Raw genomic sequence first — 17,703 nt, 5'->3', positions numbered from 1 at the left:
TACCGAATGAAGAGAACCAGAACCAGCAAGGCGTGGATGATGGAGCATGTCAATGATCCGTATGTCCAACTCGCCAAGAAAGAAGGCTGGCGCTCGCGCGCTGCTTTCAAGCTGATGGAAATTGACGACAAGGACAAGTTGCTCAAGCGCGGCGAGGTCGTGGTCGACCTCGGGGCGACGCCGGGAGGCTGGTCGCAGGTCGCGGTCAAGCGTGTCGGCGACCAGGGCTTGGTTTTTGCTCTCGATCTACTGGAAATGGAGCCGATCCACGGCGTTCACTTCATCCAGGGCGATTTTCGCGAGGACGATGTGCTCTTGCAGCTTGAAGAAAAACTGGGCGATCGTCGGGTGGGGCTTGTAATGTCGGACATGGCACCCAATATGTCCGGTGTGCCCTTGGTCGATCAGGCGCGCGTCATGCATTTGGCCGAGTTGGGGCTGGAGTTCTGTCGGGCTCATTTGAAACCGGATGGCGCTTTTCTGGTCAAAGTTTTCCAAGGGTCTGACTACGAGGCGTTTTTGCGCTCGATGCGCGAAACGTTCAAGACTGTCGTGGTACGGAAACCGGATGCTTCGCGCGATCGCAGCGCCGAGCTTTATTTGCTTGGTCGCACATTACGCTGAGAGTTTTGTTTAGAATGCTATTTTTGTCGCTCGACGCTGTAGAAGGAGAGCAAGCTTGAACAACATGTTCAAAAACCTCGCAATCTGGCTGGTCATCGGCTTGGTGCTGATGACAGTTTTCAACCAGTTCAACAACCGTCAGGTTGCGACCGGTGCAGTCGAATATTCCCAATTCATCGAAGAGGTGAAGGCGGGGCGTATTTCCAAGGTGGTGATGGAAGGCCGTACGCTGAAAGCGACTACCTCGGAAGGGAAGCGCATTACCTCCTATGCGCCGCCCGATCTGTGGCTGGTTTCCGACCTCCTGAAAAATGGCGTCAAAATTGAGGCGCGGCCGGAGGAAGAGCCGTCTTTCCTGATGAACATTTTCGTCAGCTGGTTCCCGATGTTGCTGCTGATTGGCGTCTGGGTCTTCTTCATGCGCCAGATGCAGGGGGGTGGCAAGGGCGGGGCGTTTTCCTTCGGCAAGTCGAAGGCGCGGATGACCGACGAAGCCCAGAACACCATTACTTTCGTTGACGTCGCTGGTTGCGACGAGGCCAAAGAGGAAGTCCAGGAAATCGTCGATTTTCTGCGTGATCCTTCCAAGTTCCAGAAGCTCGGCGGCCGTATTCCCAAGGGGGTGCTGATGGTTGGCAACCCGGGTACCGGCAAAACCCTGCTCGCCAAGGCGATTGCCGGCGAGGCCAAGGTGCCGTTCTTCAGCATTTCCGGTTCCGACTTTGTCGAAATGTTCGTCGGCGTCGGTGCCGCCCGCGTCCGCGACATGTTCGAGAACGCCAAGAAGCACGCGCCGTGCATCATCTTCATCGATGAGATTGATGCCGTCGGCCGCCATCGCGGTGCCGGTCTTGGTGGTGGCAACGATGAGCGCGAACAGACGCTGAACCAGTTGCTGGTCGAGATGGACGGCTTCGAAGGGCATTCGGGCATCATCGTCATCGCCGCTACCAACCGTCCGGACATCCTCGATCCGGCGCTGTTGCGTCCGGGCCGTTTCGACCGCCAGGTCGTCGTACCGCTGCCGGATATCCGCGGTCGCGAGGAAATCCTCAAGGTGCACATGCGCAAGGTGCCGATTGCCGGCGACGTCAAGGCCGATGTCATCGCCCGCGGCACGCCGGGTTTTTCCGGTGCCGACCTGGCCAACCTGGTCAATGAGGCTGCCCTGTTTGCTGCTCGCCGCAACAAGCGCTTGGTCGACATGGACGACTTCGAGATGGCCAAGGACAAGATCATGATGGGCGCCGAGCGTCGCAGCATGGTCATGACCGAGGAAGAGAAGATGAACACGGCCTATCACGAGTCGGGGCACGCCGTGGTCGCCAAGCTGGTGCCCAAGTCCGACCCGGTGCACAAGGTCACCATCATCCCGCGCGGCCGTGCGCTGGGTTTGACCATGCAGTTGCCGGAGCAGGATCGTTACGCCTACGACCGCGAGTACCTGATGAGCCGTATCGCCGTGCTGTTCGGCGGCCGGATCGCCGAAGAGTTGTTCATGAATCAGATGACCACCGGCGCTTCGAATGACTTTGAACGGGCCACCGCAATGGCTCGCGACATGGTTACCCGCTACGGCATGTCTGATCTTGGCGTGATGGTTTATGGCGAGAATGACGGCGAAGTCTTCCTCGGCCGTTCAGTAACCCAGCACAAGAACGTTTCCGAAGCCACCATGCAGAAGGTTGATGCAGAAATTCGCCGCATCATCGACCAGCAATATGCTCTGGCGCGCCAGTTGTTGGAAGACAATCGCGACAAGGTTGAGGCCATGACCAAGGCGCTGCTCGAATGGGAAACCATCGATGCCGAGCAGATCGACGACATCATGGACGGTAAGCCACCGCGTCCGCCGAAGCCGTCGCAAGGCTCGTCGCGTCCGGCGGCTTCAAACGATACGACGGGTGGTGCGGAACCAAGCGCAGCGGCGCCGGCCTGAACCAAAATGCCATAAATCCGGCCGGGATCATTTCCCGGCCTTTTTGTTTTTGCCATGTCGATACTTCAGTGTGCTTCCTACCGCTTGTCGCTTGAGCGACCCCTTGTGATGGGGATCGTCAACCTGACACCTGATTCTTTTTCCGGAGATGGTCTGGTTGGCGACGTCGATCACGCCATTCAACATGCTCGCCAACAGCTTGAAGCTGGGGCTGACATCCTGGATATCGGAGCCGAGTCATCGCGGCCCGGGGCCGTGCCCACCCCGGAGGATGAAGAGTTACGCCGATTGTTACCGGTGCTTCGCGAAATCACAACCTGGGGGGTCCCGGTTTCCGTCGATACCTACAAACCTGCTGTCATGCGTATGGCTCTGGAGGCTGGCGCGTCGATGATCAACGATATTGCCGGCATGACGCGCCCGGGGGCGCTTGCCGCGGTGGCTGAAAGTGATTGTGCGGTATGCGTGATGCACATGCAGGGTGAGCCGGGTACCATGCAGCAGACACCAAACTATGGCGATGTGGTCGGCGAAGTGCGCTCTTTTCTTGATGATTGCGTGATGCGTTGTCGTGGGGCCGGGATCGCACGCGAGCGTCTGCTCCTTGACCCCGGGTTCGGTTTCGGAAAGACGCTGCAGCACAACCTTGCTCTGTTCCGGGCGCTGGGAGGCGGGGCGTTGGGTGATTTGCCATTGCTGGTGGGGGTGTCGCGAAAATCGATGCTCGGTGCCATTACCGGCCATCCGGTCGAGCAGCGCTTGGCATCCAGTGTGGCGGCGGCACTCATGGCGGCGCAAAAGGGTGCGAAAATATTGCGTGTGCATGATGTGGCTGCGACCAGGGATGCCTTGGCGGTGTGGGCTGCAATAGAACAGGGAGATGTTTCGTGAGCAGAAAATATTTTGGAACCGATGGTGTGCGTGGTCGCGTGGGGCAATCGCCGATTACGCCGGATTTCGTTATGCGTCTGGGCTATGCGGCAGGAAAGGTCTTGCTGGGGCGCTGCGAAATGCCGTCTGGTGAGCGCCCGGCGGTTCTCATCGGCAAGGATACTCGGCTGTCTGGTTATATGTTGGAGTCGGCGCTTGAGGCTGGATTTTCTGCAGCTGGTGTCGAGGTTTGCTTGGTGGGCCCCATTCCTACGCCGGCAGTGGCCTATCTGACACGCGCTTTGCGCCTTCAGGCGGGAATTGTAATCTCTGCCTCACACAATCCCTATTACGACAATGGCATAAAATTTTTCTCGGCGCAGGGTACGAAATTGCCGGACGAGGTCGAGCGCGCGATCGAACAAGGGATCGATGAGCCCATGGTCTGCGTGCCTCCGGCGGAATTGGGGCGGGTAAAGCGCATCGAGGATGCGCGCGGCCGCTACATTGAGTTCTGTAAGAGCACTTTTCCGAATGATCTAGATCTGCGCGGCCTGAAGATCGTCGTCGATTGCGCGCATGGTGCTGCCTACCATATTGCACCCAGTGTATTTCACGAACTGGGTGCTGAAGTAGTGACGATCGGTGTTCAGCCCAATGGCCTGAATATCAACGATGCGGTTGGCGCTACGGCGCCAAAGGCGTTGTGCGAGGCGGTATTGGCCAACCGTGCCGATCTCGGTGTGGCCCTTGATGGCGATGCGGATCGTCTGCAGATGGTTGATGCGGAGGGCAATTTATACGATGGTGACCAGTTGCTATACGCCATTGTATGCAGTCGTGCCAGGAATTCGGCGGTAAAGGGTGTTGTCGGGACCTTGATGACCAACCTGGCTTTCGAGCATGCTTTGGGTAAGCAGGGTATTCCATTTGCTCGGGCTGCAGTGGGTGATCGTTATGTCGTTGAGATGCTCAATGAAAAGGGGTGGTTGTACGGTGGCGAGAACTCGGGACACATCCTGGCGCTGGATCGCCATACGACTGGAGATGGTGTCGTGGCGGCCTTGCAAGTGCTGGCCGCCTTGCGCGAATCTGGTGGCGATTTGAAGTCTCTGCTGGGTGGGTTGGTGTTGTACCCGCAGAAACTGATCAATGTGCCCGTGACGCGCGGGTTTTCCTGGAGAGATCATCCGGCAATCATCGCCGCGCTGGGCGATACCGAAAAGCGCTTGGCGGGCAGTGGTCGTGTGTTGCTGCGCGCTTCCGGTACTGAGCCCTTGCTGCGTGTGATGGTCGAAGGCGAGGATGCAGCCGAAGTGTGCGATGCGGCGGAAAAGCTGGCTGCTGTGGTTCGTGAGGCTGCTCAGTAGTCGTGCGGCGATTCCCAGTTTTTATTGACCAAAAAATCGCCAAGTCGCTATAATCCAAAAGTTTTTCGCCAACCAAATCACTGCAGCTATGCGCAAAAAACTTGTCGCCGGTAACTGGAAAATGCACGGCAGCCTCCAGAACAATGCGGCATTGCTTGAGCGGGTCAAGGCTGGGGTGGTCGACTTGGCGTGCGAAGTTGCGGTGTGCCCGCCGTACCCGTACCTGGCTCAGGCACAATCTTTGTTGGCAGGTAGCGCGGTTTCCTGGGGGGCGCAGTCGCTCAGTGAGCATCCTGCGGGTGCCTACACTGCCGAGGTGTCGGCTGCCATGTTGCTGGATTTTGGCTGTCGCTATGTGCTGGTGGGGCATTCCGAGCGTCGCACGCTGTTTGGCGAGACGGATGAGGTGGTTGCGGCGAAATTTGCCGCAGCGCAACAGGCGTCTCTGATTCCGGTTCTGTGTGTGGGTGAAACGCTGGCGGAGCGCGAGGCGGGATTGACGGCTTCTGTGGTCTCCCGGCAGTTGTCGGCGGTGCTTGATGTGCGGGGTGTTGCGGCTCTGGCGTCGGCGGTTGTCGCTTATGAGCCAGTGTGGGCGATTGGGACGGGGGTTACTGCTACGCCTGGGCAGGCCCAGGCGGTGCATGCGGCGATTCGTCGTCAAGTGGCGGCGCTCGATGCATCGGTGGCGAATGGGTTGCGTATCTTGTACGGTGGTAGCGTGAAGCCGCAAAGCGCGGCTGAATTGTTTGGGCAGGCGGATGTCGATGGTGGTTTGATCGGCGGCGCTGCCTTGGTTGCAGATGATTTCCTGGCAATTTGCCGGGCGGCAAATTGATAGGCTGATACATGAACTGGTTATTTTCTCTCGTCCTGGCGGTCCATATTTTGGTGGCTATTGCAATTATCGGTCTAGTGCTCATGCAGCATGGCAAGGGTGCTGACATGGGCGCGGCTTTCGGTAGTGGTGCCTCCGGTAGTTTGTTTGGTGCCACCGGGTCGGCTAATTTTCTGAGCCGCGCGACCGGTATCCTGGCGGCTGTGTTTTTTGTGACGAGCCTTACGCTAGCCTATATTGGCTCCAGCAAGCCAAAAACGACTGGCAGTCTGATGCAAGAACCGGTACAATCGCAGTCTGTTTCGCGGCCGACTTCGGCGGCTGGTGAGGCACCTGCGGCTCCTGTTGATGCGGGTTCAAAGGCGAAAGAAATACCGAAGTAGCGCAAGGTGGCTTGCCTGGCACGAGGTCCTCGCTGGGTAGGTTGCAAAAAAATAGTGCCGACGTGGTGAAATTGGTAGACACGCTATCTTGAGGGGGTAGTGGCGCAAGCTGTGCGAGTTCGAGTCTCGCCGTCGGCACCAGAAACTGGGGCAGTGGCCTGTGGGTACGCTGTTTCGAACAAGAAACTGAATATTGGCGGCGGATCATGGAAAACTACTTTCCAATCCTGATGTTCGTTCTGGTGGGGGTGGCAATTGGCGTTCTGCCGGTTGCGATGGGTTTTATTCTTGCTCCCAGTCGTCCGGACCCGGAAAAGCTCTCTCCCTATGAGTGTGGCTTTGAGGCATTCGAAGATGCGCGCATGAAATTTGATGTGCGCTATTACCTGATTGCCATTCTCTTCATTTTGTTCGATCTTGAAGTTGCCTTCCTCTTCCCGTGGGCGACGATCTTCAAAGACATCGTGGCGACCGAATCAATCAAGATGTTCGGCTTCGTCGAAATGATGGTGTTCGTTGCCATTCTGGTCGTCGGCTATATCTATGCCTGGGCCAAGGGTGCGCTGGAATGGGAGTAGGGCTCGAATATGGCTATTGAAGGCGTTCTTCAGGAAGGCTTTGTCACCACGACGGCTGACAAGCTGATCAACTACATGCGCACCGGGTCTTTGTGGCCGATGACCTTTGGTCTGGCGTGTTGTGCGGTCGAGATGATTCATGCCGGTGTTTCCCGTTATGACCTTGACCGTTTTGGCGTGGTGTTTCGCCCGAGTCCGCGTCAGTCCGACGTGATGATCGTGGCTGGCACGCTGACCAACAAGATGGCGCCGGCCTTGCGCAAGGTGTACGACCAGATGGCTGAGCCGCGTTGGGTTATTTCCATGGGCTCCTGCGCTAATGGTGGTGGTTACTACCACTACTCCTATTCCGTGGTGCGTGGCTGCGACCGCATTGTTCCTGTTGATATCTATGTGCCGGGCTGTCCGCCGACCGCCGAGGCGCTGATTTACGGGATCATCCAGTTGCAGAACAAGATACGTCGTACCAATACCATTGCTCGTTAATTGCCAAGGCTGATCGAATATGTCTGCCAAGCTGGAAACGCTTAGTGAGAACCTGCAGAAGCATTTCGGCGACAAAGTAAAGTCTCTGAAGCTGGCGCTCGGTGAAGTAACCATTGAAGTCGGTGCTGCCGACTATCTCGGCGTGATGACTGCGCTGCGCGATGAGGCGGACTTCCGTTTCGAAGAGCTGATCGATCTTTGTGGTGTCGATTACTCGACCTACGGCGATGGTGCCTGGAACGGTCAGCGTTTCGCGGTTGTCGTTCATCTGTTGTCGGTGTCCCGGAATACCCGCTTGCGCGTTCGCGTCTTTGCTGATGACGAAGGCTTCCCCTCGGTTGATTCGGTGACGGGCCTTTGGTCGACAGCCAATTGGTTCGAGCGCGAAGCCTTCGATTTGTTTGGTATTGCCTTCGTCGGGCATGACGATCTGCGTCGCATCCTGACCGACTACGGTTTCATCGGTCATCCGTTCCGCAAGGATTTCCCGATCTCCGGTCATGTCGAAATGCGTTACGACCCGGATCAGGCTCGCGTGATCTACCAGCCGGTGACCATCGAACCTCGCGAAAACACCCCGCGCATCGTGCGCGAAGATACTTACGGGGATCCGGCACATGGCTGATATCCGCAATTTCACCCTGAACTTTGGTCCGCAGCACCCGGCAGCACACGGCGTGCTGCGCTTGGTGCTCGAACTTGACGGCGAAGTCGTCCAGCGCGCCGATCCGCATATCGGCTTGCTTCACCGAGCCACCGAAAAGCTGGCCGAAACACGTACATGGGTTCAGTCCGTTCCTTACATGGATCGCCTCGACTACGTGTCGATGATGTGTAACGAACATGCTTACTGTCTGGCGACTGAAAAGCTGCTCGGCATTGAGGTTCCGGAACGTGGCAAGTACATCCGCGTGATGTTCGACGAAGTTACCCGTATCCTCAACCACCTGTTGTGGATCGGCTGTCACGCGCTGGACGTCGGTGCAATGACCATGGCGCTGTACACCTTCCGCGAACGCGAAGATTTGATGGACGTCTACGAGGCGGTTTCCGGTGCCCGGATGCACGCTGCCTACTACCGTCCGGGTGGCGTCTATCGCGACCTGCCGGACCGCATGCCGCAATACCAGGAATCGACCTGGACCAACGCCAAGAAGGCGGCCGAAAAGAACGAAAACCGCAGCGGTTCGTTGTTAGACTTCCTAGAGGATTTCACCAATCGTTTCCCGACCTACCATGCGGAATACCACACCCTGCTGACCGATAACCGCATCTGGAAGCAGCGCCTGGTTAATGTCGGCGTGGTTAGCCCGGAGCGTGCCCTGCAGATGGGTTTCACTGGCGCGATGCTGCGCGGTTCCGGTATCGCTTGGGATTTGCGCAAGAAGCAGCCATATGCGGCTTACGACAAGGTTAATTTCGATGTGCCGGTGGGGGTGAATGGCGACAGCTATGACCGCTACCTGGTTCGTATGGAAGAAATGATCCAGTCGAACAACATCATCAAGCAGTGTATCGCTTGGCTGCGCAAGAATCCGGGGCCGGTGATCACCGACAACAACAAGGTGGCTCCGCCGCCGCGTGAAAACATGAAGACCAACATGGAAGAGCTGATTCACCATTTCAAGCTCTTCACAGAAGGAATTCATGTCCCGGCAGGCGAGGCCTATGCTGCCGTCGAGCATCCGAAGGGCGAGTTCGGTATCTACTTCGTCTCCGATGGTGCAAACAAGCCGTACCGTATGAAAATTCGCGCACCGGGCTTCGTCCATCTTTCCGGGTTGGATGAAATGTCTCGTGGCCACATGATTGCCGACGTCGTTACGATCATCGGCTCCCAAGATATCGTTTTTGGCGAGATTGACCGCTGATGTTTTCCGCTGAAACCCTCCAGAAATTTGCGCGCGAAGTCGCCAAGTACCCCGCTGATCAGAAGCAGTCGGCTACCATGTCCTGTCTGGCGCATGCCCAGGAAGAGAAAGGCTGGTTGCCTCCCGAGGCCATCGAAGCCGTTGCCGATTATCTCGGTATCGCTCCAATCGCCGCCTACGAGGTCGCTTCCTTCTACAACATGTACGACCTCAAGCCGGTTGGCAAGTACAAAATCACGGTCTGTACCAACCTGCCGTGCGCGCTGTCCGGCGGCTACCATGCCGGCGACTATCTGCAGACGAAGCTGGGCATCGGCTATGGCGAAACCACGGCCGACGGCAAATTCACGTTGAAGGAAGGTGAGTGCATGGGGGCTTGCGGCGATGCGCCGGTCTTCATCGTCAACAACCGCTCGATGTGCAGCCACATGCATCCGGAACAGATCGACAAGCTGCTTGAGGAGTGCAAATAATGGCTATGCTTGGTTCGATCAATGGCGTCCTGATGGAGGGCCTCGACGGCGACAATACCTGGCACCTCAAGGATTACGTCGCCCGCGGCGGCTATGCCCAGCTGAAGCGCATCCTGGAAACCAAGATGACGCAAGAAGACGTCATCAGCGAGGTCAAGAAGTCCGTGCTGCGCGGTCGCGGCGGTGCTGGTTTTCCGACCGGCTTGAAGTGGTCCTTCATGCCGCGTTCGTTCCCGGGCGACAAGTACGTCGTCTGCAACACCGACGAAGGTGAGCCGGGGACTTTCAAGGACCGCGACATCATGCGCTACAACCCGCATGCCGTCATCGAAGGCATGGCCATTGCCGCCTACGCGATGGGTGCCAATCGCGGTTACAACTACGTGCACGGCGAAGTCTGGCTAGAGTACAAGCGTTTCGAGGAAGCGCTCGACGAGGCCCGGGCCGCCGGCTTCATCGGCCAGAACATTCTCGGTTCCGGCTTCAATTTCGAACTGTTCGCCCATCACGGTTACGGCGCCTACATCTGCGGCGAGGAAACCGCGCTGCTCGAATCAATCGAGGGCAAGAAGGGACAGCCGCGCTTCAAGCCGCCGTTCCCGGCCTCTTTCGGCCTGTACGGCAAGCCGACGACGATCAACAATACCGAGACCTTCGCCTCCATTCCCTTCATCCTGAAGATGGGCGGCGAGGAGTTCCTCAATCTGGGTAAGCCCAACAACGGGGGTACCAAGCTGTTCTCGGTTTCCGGCCATGTCAATCGTCCGGGCAATTATGAAATTCCGCTCGGCACGCCGTTCGCGACCCTGCTCGAAATGTGCGGCGGGATGCGTGGTGGGCGCAAGCTGAAGGCGGTCATTCCCGGCGGTTCGTCGGCTCCGGTCATGCCGGGCGAAGTCATCATGGATTGCACCATGGACTACGACTCGATCAGCAAGGGCGGGTCGATGCTCGGTTCTGGCGCGGTCATCGTCATGGACGAGACAGTGTGCATGGTCAAGGCGCTGGAGCGTCTATCCTTCTTCTATCATGAAGAATCCTGCGGCCAATGCACCCCCTGCCGTGAAGGTACCGCCTGGATGTACAAGGTCGTGCATCGCATCGAGAACGGACTCGGCAAACCGGAGGACCTCGACCTGCTGAACAGCGTGCTCGGCAACATTGCCGGTCGCACTATCTGTGCGCTCGGCGACGCGGCTGCCTTCCCGGTGCAGAGCTTCATCAAGCATTTTGGCAAGGAATTCGAGTATCACATCGAAAACAAGACCTGTCTGGTTCCCAAGGATGTGCAATGGGCGGGCAGCGGTTTCCACAAGATTCCGGCCTGACCGGCCGCGGGTTAGTAACGAAAAAACTGGCTACAAGGTAGCGACATGCTAGAAATCGAGATCGACGGCAAAAAGGCGCAAGTGCCCGACGGCAGCACGGTGATGGATGCCGCGCAGCAGGTTGGCGTATACATTCCGCATTTCTGCTACCACAAGAAACTTTCGATCGCCGCCAACTGCCGGATGTGTCTGGTGCAGGTGGAGAAGGCGCCGAAGCCGTTGCCGGCCTGCGCAACGCCGGTGACCAACGGCATGAAGGTGTTCACGCACTCCGAACTGGCCGTCAAGGCGCAGAAGGGCGTGATGGAGTTCCTGCTCATCAACCACCCGCTGGATTGCCCGATCTGCGATCAGGGCGGCGAGTGCCAGCTGCAGGACATGTCCGTCGGCTACGGCCCGATGAAGAGCCGCTACACCGAAGAAAAGCACGTTGTCTTCCACAAGAGCGTCGGTCCGCTGATCTCGATGGAAGAAATGAGCCGCTGCATCCACTGCACCCGTTGCGTCCGCTTCGGCCAGGAAATCGGCGGCATCATGGAACTGGGCATGGCCAACCGCAACATGCACTCGGAAATCATGACCTTCGTCGGTCGTTCGGTGGATTCCGAACTATCCGGCAACATGATCGACCTGTGCCCGGTCGGCGCGCTGACTTCCAAGCCTTTCCGCTACACCGCCCGTTCCTGGGAACTGCAGCGCCGCAAGTCGGTTAGCGCGCAGGATTCCGTCGGCGCCAACCTGGTCGTCCAGGTCAAGCACGACAACGTGATGCGCGTTCTGCCGCGCGAGAACGAAGCGGTCAACGAATGCTGGATCTCCGACAAGGAGCGTTTCTCCTACCAGTCGCTGAGCTCCGATGAGCGCCTGACCAAGCCCATGGTCAAGCAGGGCGGCGAGTGGAAGGAAGTCGACTGGAACGTCGCGCTCGATTACGTCGCTCACGGTCTCAAGGATGTCGCCCGCGAACACGGTGGCGATGCCGTCGCCGCCCTGGCCGCGCAAAGCTCGACCATCGAAGAACTGTTCCTGCTCGGCAAGCTCATGAAGGGGCTGGGCAGCGGCAATATCGATTTCCGTCCGCGCCAGATCGATTTCTCTGCTGATGCCAAGCGCGTCGGTGCTCCGTGGCTCGGCATGCGCCTCGCCGAAATCAAGGATTTGGACAGTGCCCTGGTGGTCGGCTCCTTCCTGCGCAAGGATCACCCGCTGATCGCCCAGCGCCTGCGCCAAGCAGCCAAAAAGTTCACCAAAGTCAGTCTGCTCGACGTCGCCAGCGACGATCCGCTGATCAATTTGCACGCTCGTATCACCGTTGCTCCGGCTGCGCTCCCTACTGCGCTGGCCGCCGTGGTCAAGGCGGTTGCCGAGATCAAAGGCGCTGCTGTGCCGGCAGCGCTGGCAAACGTTGCTGTTTGCGATGTCAGCAAGAAAATCGCGCAAAGCTTGGTTGATGGCGACAAGCGCGCTGTCTTCCTGGGTAATGTGGCCACCCAGTCTGCCGATGCCACACAATTGCACGCCCTTGCCTTGGAACTCGGCAAGCTGACTGGAGCTACCGTCGGCTTCCTCGGTGAAGGTGCCAACACGGTCGGCGGGCACGTGTCTCGTGCGCTGCCGTCCGGTGCCAACGCGCGTCAGATGTTCGAGCAACCGCGCAAGGCTTACGTCCTGATGGGCATCGAGCCAGAATTCGATTGCGCCAACCCGCAGTTGGCGCTCGGTGCCCTCAAGCAGGCCAGCCTGGTTGTCTATATGTCGGCCTTCAAGCATGCTCCGGCCCTGGAGTACGCCGACGTGATGCTGCCGATGGCGCCCTTTACCGAAACCTCCGGTACCTTCGTCAATATCGAAGGTCGCGCCCAGAGCTTCAACGGGGTGGTGAAGGCCCGTGGCGATGCACGTCCGGCTTGGAAGATTCTGCGCGTGCTGGGCAACGTACTCAATCTGGAAGGCTTTACCTACGCGTCGAGCGAAGAAGTTCGCGATGAGGTGCTCGGTGGCAAGGCGGTTGAATTCGTTTCCGGTCTGAGCAACGAACTCAACGACGTCGCCATCGTAGCCCCCGCGTCTTCCGCGAACGGCTTGCAACGTATTGCCGACGTCCCGATCAACTTCACCGATCCGATGGCGCGCCGTGCTCCGGCGCTGCAGCAGACGGCAGATTCCGTTGTGCCAACCGCTCGCATGAATGAGCAAACGCTCAATCAGGTAGGTGTTGCCGACAAGGCGCAGGTCCGGGTCAAGCAGGGCTCGGGTGAAGCTGTTTTGATACCCAAGCTGGACAATAGCGTACCGGCCGGCTGTGTTCGCGTTGCAGCGGCCCATGTCAGTACCGCCATGCTTGGCGACATGTTCGGCTCGATTTCCGTGGAGCGTGCATAAATGGACGCACTGATGAATTTCGGACAAGGCCTTTTCGGCGGGGCTTGGCCTGCAGTCTGGACGCTGGTCAAAATTGTCCTGATCGTTGCCCCGATGATGCTCGGCGTGGCTTACCTGACCTACTTCGAACGCAAGGTCATCGGCTATATGCAGGTGCGTATCGGTCCCAACCGTGTCGGTCCCTGGGGTTTGATCCAGCCGATTGCTGACGGCCTGAAGCTGCTGCTGAAGGAAATCATTGTTCCGGCGACGGCCAACAAGGGTATCTTCATCATCGCCCCAATGCTGGCCATCGCGCCGGCACTGGCGGCCTGGGCGGTGGTTCCCTTTACCGACACCCTGGTTCTCGCCAACATCGACGCCAGCCTGCTCTACATCATGGCCATCACCTCGATGGGGGTGTACGGGATCATCCTGTCCGGCTGGGCCTCCAACTCCAAGTACGCCTTCCTCGGTGCCATGCGCTCGGCGGCGCAGATGGTTTCCTACGAAATCTCGATGGGTTTCTCGCTGATCTGCGTGCTGATGGTGTCCAACAGCCTGAACTTGGTCGATATCGTCAATGTCCAGGACCAAGGCCGGTTTGCCGGCTGGGGCCTGAGTTTCCTGTCCTGGAACTGGCTGCCGCTGTTCCCGATGTTCCTGGTCTACCTGATTTCCGGCGTGGCCGAAACCAACCGGGCCCCGTTCGACGTTTCGGAAGGCGAATCGGAAATCGTTGCCGGCTTCCACGTTGAATACTCCGGCATGGCCTTTGCCGTCTTCTTCCTGGCTGAATACGCCAACATGATCCTGGTTTCCGCGTTGACGTCGATCATGTTCCTCGGCGGCTGGCTGTCGCCGGTTGGATTCCTGCCGGACGGCATTCTCTGGCTGTTTGCCAAGATGTCGGCGATCCTCTTCCTCTTCCTGTGGTTCCGCGCAACTTTCCCGCGTTATCGCTACGACCAGTTGATGCGTTTGGGCTGGAAGGTGTTTCTGCCGATCTGTCTGATCTGGCTGGTTGTCGTCGGCGTCTGGATGATGTCGCCACTGAATATCTGGAAGTGAGGAGAGACTAATGGGTTCGATGAAGGAAATCTTCAACAGCCTCTTCCTCAAGGAATTGTTGAAGGGGATGTCGGTAACCGGCAAATATTTCTTTGCCCGCAAGATTACCGTTCAATATCCGGAGGAGAAGACGCCGCAGAGCTTCCGCTTCCGTGGTCTGCATGCGTTGCGCCGCTATGAGAACGGTGAAGAGCGTTGTATCGCCTGCAAATTGTGCGAGGCGATCTGTCCGGCCTTGGCAATCACCATCGAAGCCGAGCCGCGCGACGATGGTTCGCGCCGCACGACGCGCTACGACATTGATCTGACCAAGTGCATTTTCTGCGGTTTCTGCGAAGAAGCCTGCCCGGTCGACGCGATCGTCGAGACCCGCATTTTCGAGTATCACGGCGAGAAGCGCGGCGATCTGTATTACACCAAGCAGATGTTGCTGGCCAACGGCGACCGCTACGAAGATCAAATCGCGAAGGATCGCGAACTTGATGCTGCTTACCGATAACAGGTGCTAGCGATGGATTTTCAAACTGGAGTTTTCTACTTCCTGTCGGCGATTCTGATCTTTGCGAGCCTTCGCGTGATCACTGCCCGCAATCCGGTGCATGCGGCACTTCACCTGATCCTCGCCTTCTTCACCTGCGGCGGCATCTGGGCCTTGTTGCAGGCTGAGTTTCTGGCGATCGCCATCATCCTCGTGTATGTCGGCGCGGTCATGGTCCTGTTCCTGTTCGTCGTGATGATGCTGGACATCAATATTGACCGTATTCGGCAAGGCTTCTGGAACTATCTGCCGCTGGGCGCCTTGGTCGGTCTGCTGATGGTCATGGAGATGGGCCTGGTACTGGGCAGCAAGTATTTCCAGGTGCCGGCTGCCGAAACCATGGTGCCGGCCGGCGTGTCCAATACCAAAGCGATCGGCGCGCTGATGTTCAGCGACTACGTCTATCCCTTCGAACTGGCTTCGTTGATCCTGCTGGTCGGCATGATCGCTGCGATCGTCCTGACCTACCGCGGTCCGAAGAAGTCCAGGTACACCAACCCGAATCAGCAGGTCTTCGTCAAGGCGAAGGATCGCGTCCGCGTACTGCAGATGCCGGTTGAAAAAGACTGAACCCAGGGAAGATCATGCTCAATCTGACACTCTCGCATTTCCTGATTCTGGGCGCGATCCTGTTCGCGATCAGCGTCGTCGGGATATTCCTGAACCGCAAGAATCTTCTCGTTCTGCTGATGGCCATCGAATTGATGCTGCTGGCGGTGAACATGAACTTCGTGGCCTTCTCGCATTATTTGCAGGATATCTCCGGCCAGATTTTCGTCTTCTTCATCCTGACCGTTGCCGCCGCCGAATCGGCGATCGGTCTGGCCATCCTGATCGTGCTGTTCCGCAATCTCAAGAGCATCCACGTGGATGACCTGGGCAGCCTGAAGGGTTAAACATGGAAATGCAAAAACTCTATCTGCTCGTCCCGCTGGCACCGCTGATCGGCGCCATGATCGCCGGTCTGTTCTGCCGGGTCATTCCGCGCTGGGTGGCGCATACCGCGACCATCGCCGGTGTTGCCATCGCCTTCATCGCCTCGGTGATGATCTTCAAGGATGTCCAGGCTGGGCACACTTTCAATGGTCCGGTCTATACTTGGCTGACCAGCGGCGACTACAAGTTCGAGGTTGGTTTCCTGATCGACTCCCTGACCACCACCATGATGATCGTGGTCACCTTCGTGTCGTTGATGGTCCATATCTACACCATCGGCTACATGCAGGAAGATCCCGGTTATAACCGCTTCTTCAGCTACATCTCGTTGTTCACCTTCTCCATGCTGATGCTGGTGATGAGCAACAACTTCATGCAACTCTTCTTCGGTTGGGAAGCTGTGGGTCTGGTTTCCTACCTGCTGATCGGTTTCTGGTATACCCGTCCGACCGCTATTTTCGCCAATATGAAGGCCTTCCTGGTCAATCGCGTTGGCGACTTCGGTTTCATCCTCGGCATTGGCCTGATCCTGACCCATTTCGGCACGCTGGATTACGCTACCGTCTTTCAGAAGGCGCCGGAGCTCGCTACGACCACGATCAACCTCTTCGCCGACCGCGAGTGGGCTACCGTATCGCTGATGACGGTTACCTGTATCTGCCTGTTTATCGGCGCCATGGGCAAGTCGGCCCAGGTTCCGTTGCATGTCTGGCTGCCCGACTCCATGGAAGGCCCGACCCCGATTTCCGCGCTGATTCACGCGGCGACCATGGTCACAGCTGGTATCTTCATGGTTTCCCGGATGTCGCCGCTGTTCGAGCTGTCGACGACGGCCTTGTCCTTCGTCATCGTGATCGGCGCCATCACCGCCCTGTTCATGGGCTTCCTGGGGATCATCCAGAACGACATCAAGCGCGTCGTGGCCTACTCGACGCTGTCGCAGCTCGGCTACATGACGGTCGCGCTCGGTGCTTCCGCCTACTCGGTTGCCATCTTCCACCTGATGACCCATGCCTTCTTCAAGGCACTGCTGTTCCTCGCTGCTGGCTCGGTCATCATCGGCATGCACCATGACCAGGACATCCGCAACATGGGCGGCCTGCGCAAGTACATGCCGATCACCTGGATCACCTCGCTGATCGGTTCTCTGGCGCTGATCGGTACACCTTTCCTGTCCGGTTTCTATTCCAAGGATTCGATCATCGAGGCTGCCGCGGTTGCCTACCATGCCGGTCAGCCGGGTGCGGCTTTCGCCTACTACGCTGTTCTCGCCGGCGTGTTTGTCACCGCCTTTTATTCCTTCCGTATGTACTTCCTGGTCTTCCACGGCGAGGAGCGCTTCGGCAAGGCCGACGACGCGCATCATCACGAACACCATGGGGATCACGACGACGAGGAAGCAACGCACGATCACCATCACGGCTTGGCTCCGGGCCAGAAGCCGCACGAAACACCGTGGGTCGTCTGGCTGCCGCTGGTGCTCCTGGCGATTCCATCGCTGGCAATCGGTTACTTCGCGATCGAGCCAATGCTGTATGGCGATTTCTTCAAGGGCGTGATCTTTATCGATCACCATGCTCACCCGGCCATGGAGCATCTGGCTGAAGAGTTCCACGGTGCTGCCGCGATGGGCGTGCATTCGCTGACCACGCTGCCGTTCATTCTGGCCCTGTCCGGTGTCGTCGTGGCCTGGTTCTTCTACATGAAGCGTCCGGACATCCCTGCTGCCATCCAGCGCCGTTTCTCCGCGATCAACACGCTGTTCGAGAACAAGTACTACTTCGACAAGTTCAACGAAGTCGTTTTCGCCGGCGGTGCCCGTCTGCTTGGCAAGGCCTTGTGGAAAGGTGGCGATGTCGCGGTGATCGATGGCCTGATCGTCAACGGTTCGGCCAAGTTGGTCGGCTGGATTGCCACCGTGACCCGCCTGTTCCAGACCGGTTACGTTTATCACTACGCTTTCACCATGATCATCGGCGTCTTCGTGCTGATGACCCTGTGGATCAACCGCGCCTAGCGTGAATAGTTCGCAGAAGA

18 protein-coding genes and 1 tRNA gene are annotated in these 17,703 nt (G+C 58.0%); all 19 read left to right on the top strand.

Annotation, left to right across the window (positions count from 1 at the left end; translation table 11 throughout):
• The first annotated feature begins 6 nt into the window (after window positions 1-6).
• Window positions 7-624: a 23S rRNA (uridine(2552)-2'-O)-methyltransferase RlmE gene (rlmE, locus tag AB6Q56_RS11545; protein WP_434513324.1), complete on the top strand. Its 618-nt coding sequence runs from the start codon at window positions 7-9 to the stop codon at window positions 622-624.
• Between the two features lie 55 nt (window positions 625-679).
• Window positions 680-2,563, top strand: coding sequence for an ATP-dependent zinc metalloprotease FtsH (gene ftsH / locus AB6Q56_RS11540; RefSeq protein ID WP_434513323.1), 1,884 nt, complete (start codon window positions 680-682; stop codon window positions 2,561-2,563).
• Between the two features lie 54 nt (window positions 2,564-2,617).
• Complete coding sequence (gene folP, locus AB6Q56_RS11535; protein ID WP_434513322.1) at window positions 2,618-3,454, top strand: dihydropteroate synthase; 837 nt, start codon at window positions 2,618-2,620, stop codon at window positions 3,452-3,454.
• Window positions 3,451-4,803, top strand: coding sequence for a phosphoglucosamine mutase (gene glmM / locus AB6Q56_RS11530; RefSeq protein WP_434513321.1), 1,353 nt, complete (start codon window positions 3,451-3,453; stop codon window positions 4,801-4,803). The genes folP and glmM overlap by 4 nt, the downstream gene beginning before the upstream one ends.
• A gap of 88 nt (window positions 4,804-4,891) precedes the next feature.
• Window positions 4,892-5,641 carry a triose-phosphate isomerase gene (tpiA, locus tag AB6Q56_RS11525; RefSeq protein ID WP_434513320.1) on the top strand — a complete coding sequence of 250 codons (750 nt, stop codon included), beginning with the start codon at window positions 4,892-4,894 and terminating at the stop codon, window positions 5,639-5,641.
• A gap of 11 nt (window positions 5,642-5,652) precedes the next feature.
• Window positions 5,653-6,024 carry a preprotein translocase subunit SecG gene (gene secG / locus AB6Q56_RS11520; RefSeq protein ID WP_434513319.1) on the top strand — a complete coding sequence of 124 codons (372 nt, stop codon included), beginning with the start codon at window positions 5,653-5,655 and terminating at the stop codon, window positions 6,022-6,024.
• 56 nt (window positions 6,025-6,080) lie between these two features.
• A tRNA-Leu gene (locus tag AB6Q56_RS11515) sits at window positions 6,081-6,165 on the top strand.
• 62 nt (window positions 6,166-6,227) lie between these two features.
• Window positions 6,228-6,602: an NADH-quinone oxidoreductase subunit A gene (locus tag AB6Q56_RS11510; RefSeq protein WP_366090147.1), complete on the top strand. Its 375-nt coding sequence runs from the start codon at window positions 6,228-6,230 to the stop codon at window positions 6,600-6,602.
• 9 nt (window positions 6,603-6,611) lie between these two features.
• Window positions 6,612-7,088, top strand: coding sequence for a NuoB/complex I 20 kDa subunit family protein (locus AB6Q56_RS11505; RefSeq protein ID WP_011286715.1), 477 nt, complete (start codon window positions 6,612-6,614; stop codon window positions 7,086-7,088).
• Between the two features lie 19 nt (window positions 7,089-7,107).
• Window positions 7,108-7,713, top strand: a complete 606-nt coding sequence (locus AB6Q56_RS11500) for an NADH-quinone oxidoreductase subunit C (protein WP_434513318.1) — start codon at window positions 7,108-7,110, stop codon at window positions 7,711-7,713.
• Window positions 7,706-8,959 (top strand): NADH-quinone oxidoreductase subunit D, encoded by a 1,254-nt coding sequence (locus AB6Q56_RS11495; RefSeq protein WP_434513317.1) that lies wholly within the window; start codon window positions 7,706-7,708, stop codon window positions 8,957-8,959. Before AB6Q56_RS11500 ends, AB6Q56_RS11495 begins: the two co-directional genes overlap by 8 nt.
• The gene (gene nuoE, locus AB6Q56_RS11490; RefSeq protein WP_434513316.1) at window positions 8,959-9,432 is read left to right on the top strand and encodes an NADH-quinone oxidoreductase subunit NuoE; all 474 of its coding nucleotides are present in this window, start codon (window positions 8,959-8,961) and stop codon (window positions 9,430-9,432) included. The genes AB6Q56_RS11495 and nuoE overlap by 1 nt, the downstream gene beginning before the upstream one ends.
• On the top strand, window positions 9,432-10,760 hold the full coding sequence (nuoF, locus tag AB6Q56_RS11485; protein ID WP_434513315.1) for an NADH-quinone oxidoreductase subunit NuoF: 1,329 nt from the start codon (window positions 9,432-9,434) through the stop codon (window positions 10,758-10,760). The genes nuoE and nuoF overlap by 1 nt, the downstream gene beginning before the upstream one ends.
• A 45-nt stretch (window positions 10,761-10,805) precedes the next feature.
• A complete protein-coding gene (gene nuoG / locus AB6Q56_RS11480) occupies window positions 10,806-13,142 on the top strand; it encodes an NADH-quinone oxidoreductase subunit NuoG (RefSeq protein WP_434513314.1) in 2,337 nt (778 codons plus the stop codon).
• Window positions 13,143-14,192 (top strand): NADH-quinone oxidoreductase subunit NuoH, encoded by a 1,050-nt coding sequence (nuoH, locus tag AB6Q56_RS11475; protein ID WP_434513313.1) that lies wholly within the window; start codon window positions 13,143-13,145, stop codon window positions 14,190-14,192.
• 10 nt (window positions 14,193-14,202) lie between these two features.
• On the top strand, window positions 14,203-14,691 hold the full coding sequence (gene nuoI, locus AB6Q56_RS11470) for an NADH-quinone oxidoreductase subunit NuoI (protein WP_295003153.1): 489 nt from the start codon (window positions 14,203-14,205) through the stop codon (window positions 14,689-14,691).
• 12 nt (window positions 14,692-14,703) lie between these two features.
• Window positions 14,704-15,300 carry an NADH-quinone oxidoreductase subunit J gene (locus AB6Q56_RS11465; RefSeq protein ID WP_434513312.1) on the top strand — a complete coding sequence of 199 codons (597 nt, stop codon included), beginning with the start codon at window positions 14,704-14,706 and terminating at the stop codon, window positions 15,298-15,300.
• 14 nt (window positions 15,301-15,314) lie between these two features.
• A complete protein-coding gene (nuoK, locus tag AB6Q56_RS11460; RefSeq protein ID WP_150427520.1) occupies window positions 15,315-15,626 on the top strand; it encodes an NADH-quinone oxidoreductase subunit NuoK in 312 nt (103 codons plus the stop codon).
• Between the two features lie 2 nt (window positions 15,627-15,628).
• The gene (gene nuoL / locus AB6Q56_RS11455) at window positions 15,629-17,683 is read left to right on the top strand and encodes an NADH-quinone oxidoreductase subunit L (RefSeq protein WP_434513311.1); all 2,055 of its coding nucleotides are present in this window, start codon (window positions 15,629-15,631) and stop codon (window positions 17,681-17,683) included.
• The last annotated feature ends 20 nt before the right edge of the window (window positions 17,684-17,703 follow it).

Source organism: Dechloromonas sp. ARDL1 (genome assembly GCF_051122455.1).
Taxonomy (GTDB): Bacteria; Pseudomonadota; Gammaproteobacteria; order Burkholderiales; family Rhodocyclaceae; genus Azonexus.
This window is presented reverse-complemented; position numbering and strand designations above follow the sequence as displayed.

Bases quoted from the DNA above. Each gene is read 5' to 3' on its own strand.
- nuoL (WP_434513311.1), top strand. From the start codon at position 15,629: ATGGAAATGCAAAAACTCTATCTGCTCGTCCCGCTGGCACCGCTGATC.
- secG (WP_434513319.1), top strand. From the start codon at position 5,653: ATGAACTGGTTATTTTCTCTCGTCCTGGCGGTCCATATTTTGGTGGCT.
- rlmE (WP_434513324.1), top strand. From the start codon at position 7: ATGAAGAGAACCAGAACCAGCAAGGCGTGGATGATGGAGCATGTCAAT.
- AB6Q56_RS11495 (WP_434513317.1), top strand. From the start codon at position 7,706: ATGGCTGATATCCGCAATTTCACCCTGAACTTTGGTCCGCAGCACCCG.
- nuoE (WP_434513316.1), top strand. From the start codon at position 8,959: ATGTTTTCCGCTGAAACCCTCCAGAAATTTGCGCGCGAAGTCGCCAAG.
- AB6Q56_RS11500 (WP_434513318.1), top strand. From the start codon at position 7,108: ATGTCTGCCAAGCTGGAAACGCTTAGTGAGAACCTGCAGAAGCATTTC.
- nuoG (WP_434513314.1), top strand. From the start codon at position 10,806: ATGCTAGAAATCGAGATCGACGGCAAAAAGGCGCAAGTGCCCGACGGC.
- folP (WP_434513322.1), top strand. From the start codon at position 2,618: ATGTCGATACTTCAGTGTGCTTCCTACCGCTTGTCGCTTGAGCGACCC.
- tpiA (WP_434513320.1), top strand. From the start codon at position 4,892: ATGCGCAAAAAACTTGTCGCCGGTAACTGGAAAATGCACGGCAGCCTC.
- nuoH (WP_434513313.1), top strand. From the start codon at position 13,143: ATGGACGCACTGATGAATTTCGGACAAGGCCTTTTCGGCGGGGCTTGG.
- AB6Q56_RS11505 (WP_011286715.1), top strand. From the start codon at position 6,612: ATGGCTATTGAAGGCGTTCTTCAGGAAGGCTTTGTCACCACGACGGCT.
- nuoK (WP_150427520.1), top strand. From the start codon at position 15,315: ATGCTCAATCTGACACTCTCGCATTTCCTGATTCTGGGCGCGATCCTG.
- nuoI (WP_295003153.1), top strand. From the start codon at position 14,203: ATGGGTTCGATGAAGGAAATCTTCAACAGCCTCTTCCTCAAGGAATTG.
- nuoF (WP_434513315.1), top strand. From the start codon at position 9,432: ATGGCTATGCTTGGTTCGATCAATGGCGTCCTGATGGAGGGCCTCGAC.
- AB6Q56_RS11465 (WP_434513312.1), top strand. From the start codon at position 14,704: ATGGATTTTCAAACTGGAGTTTTCTACTTCCTGTCGGCGATTCTGATC.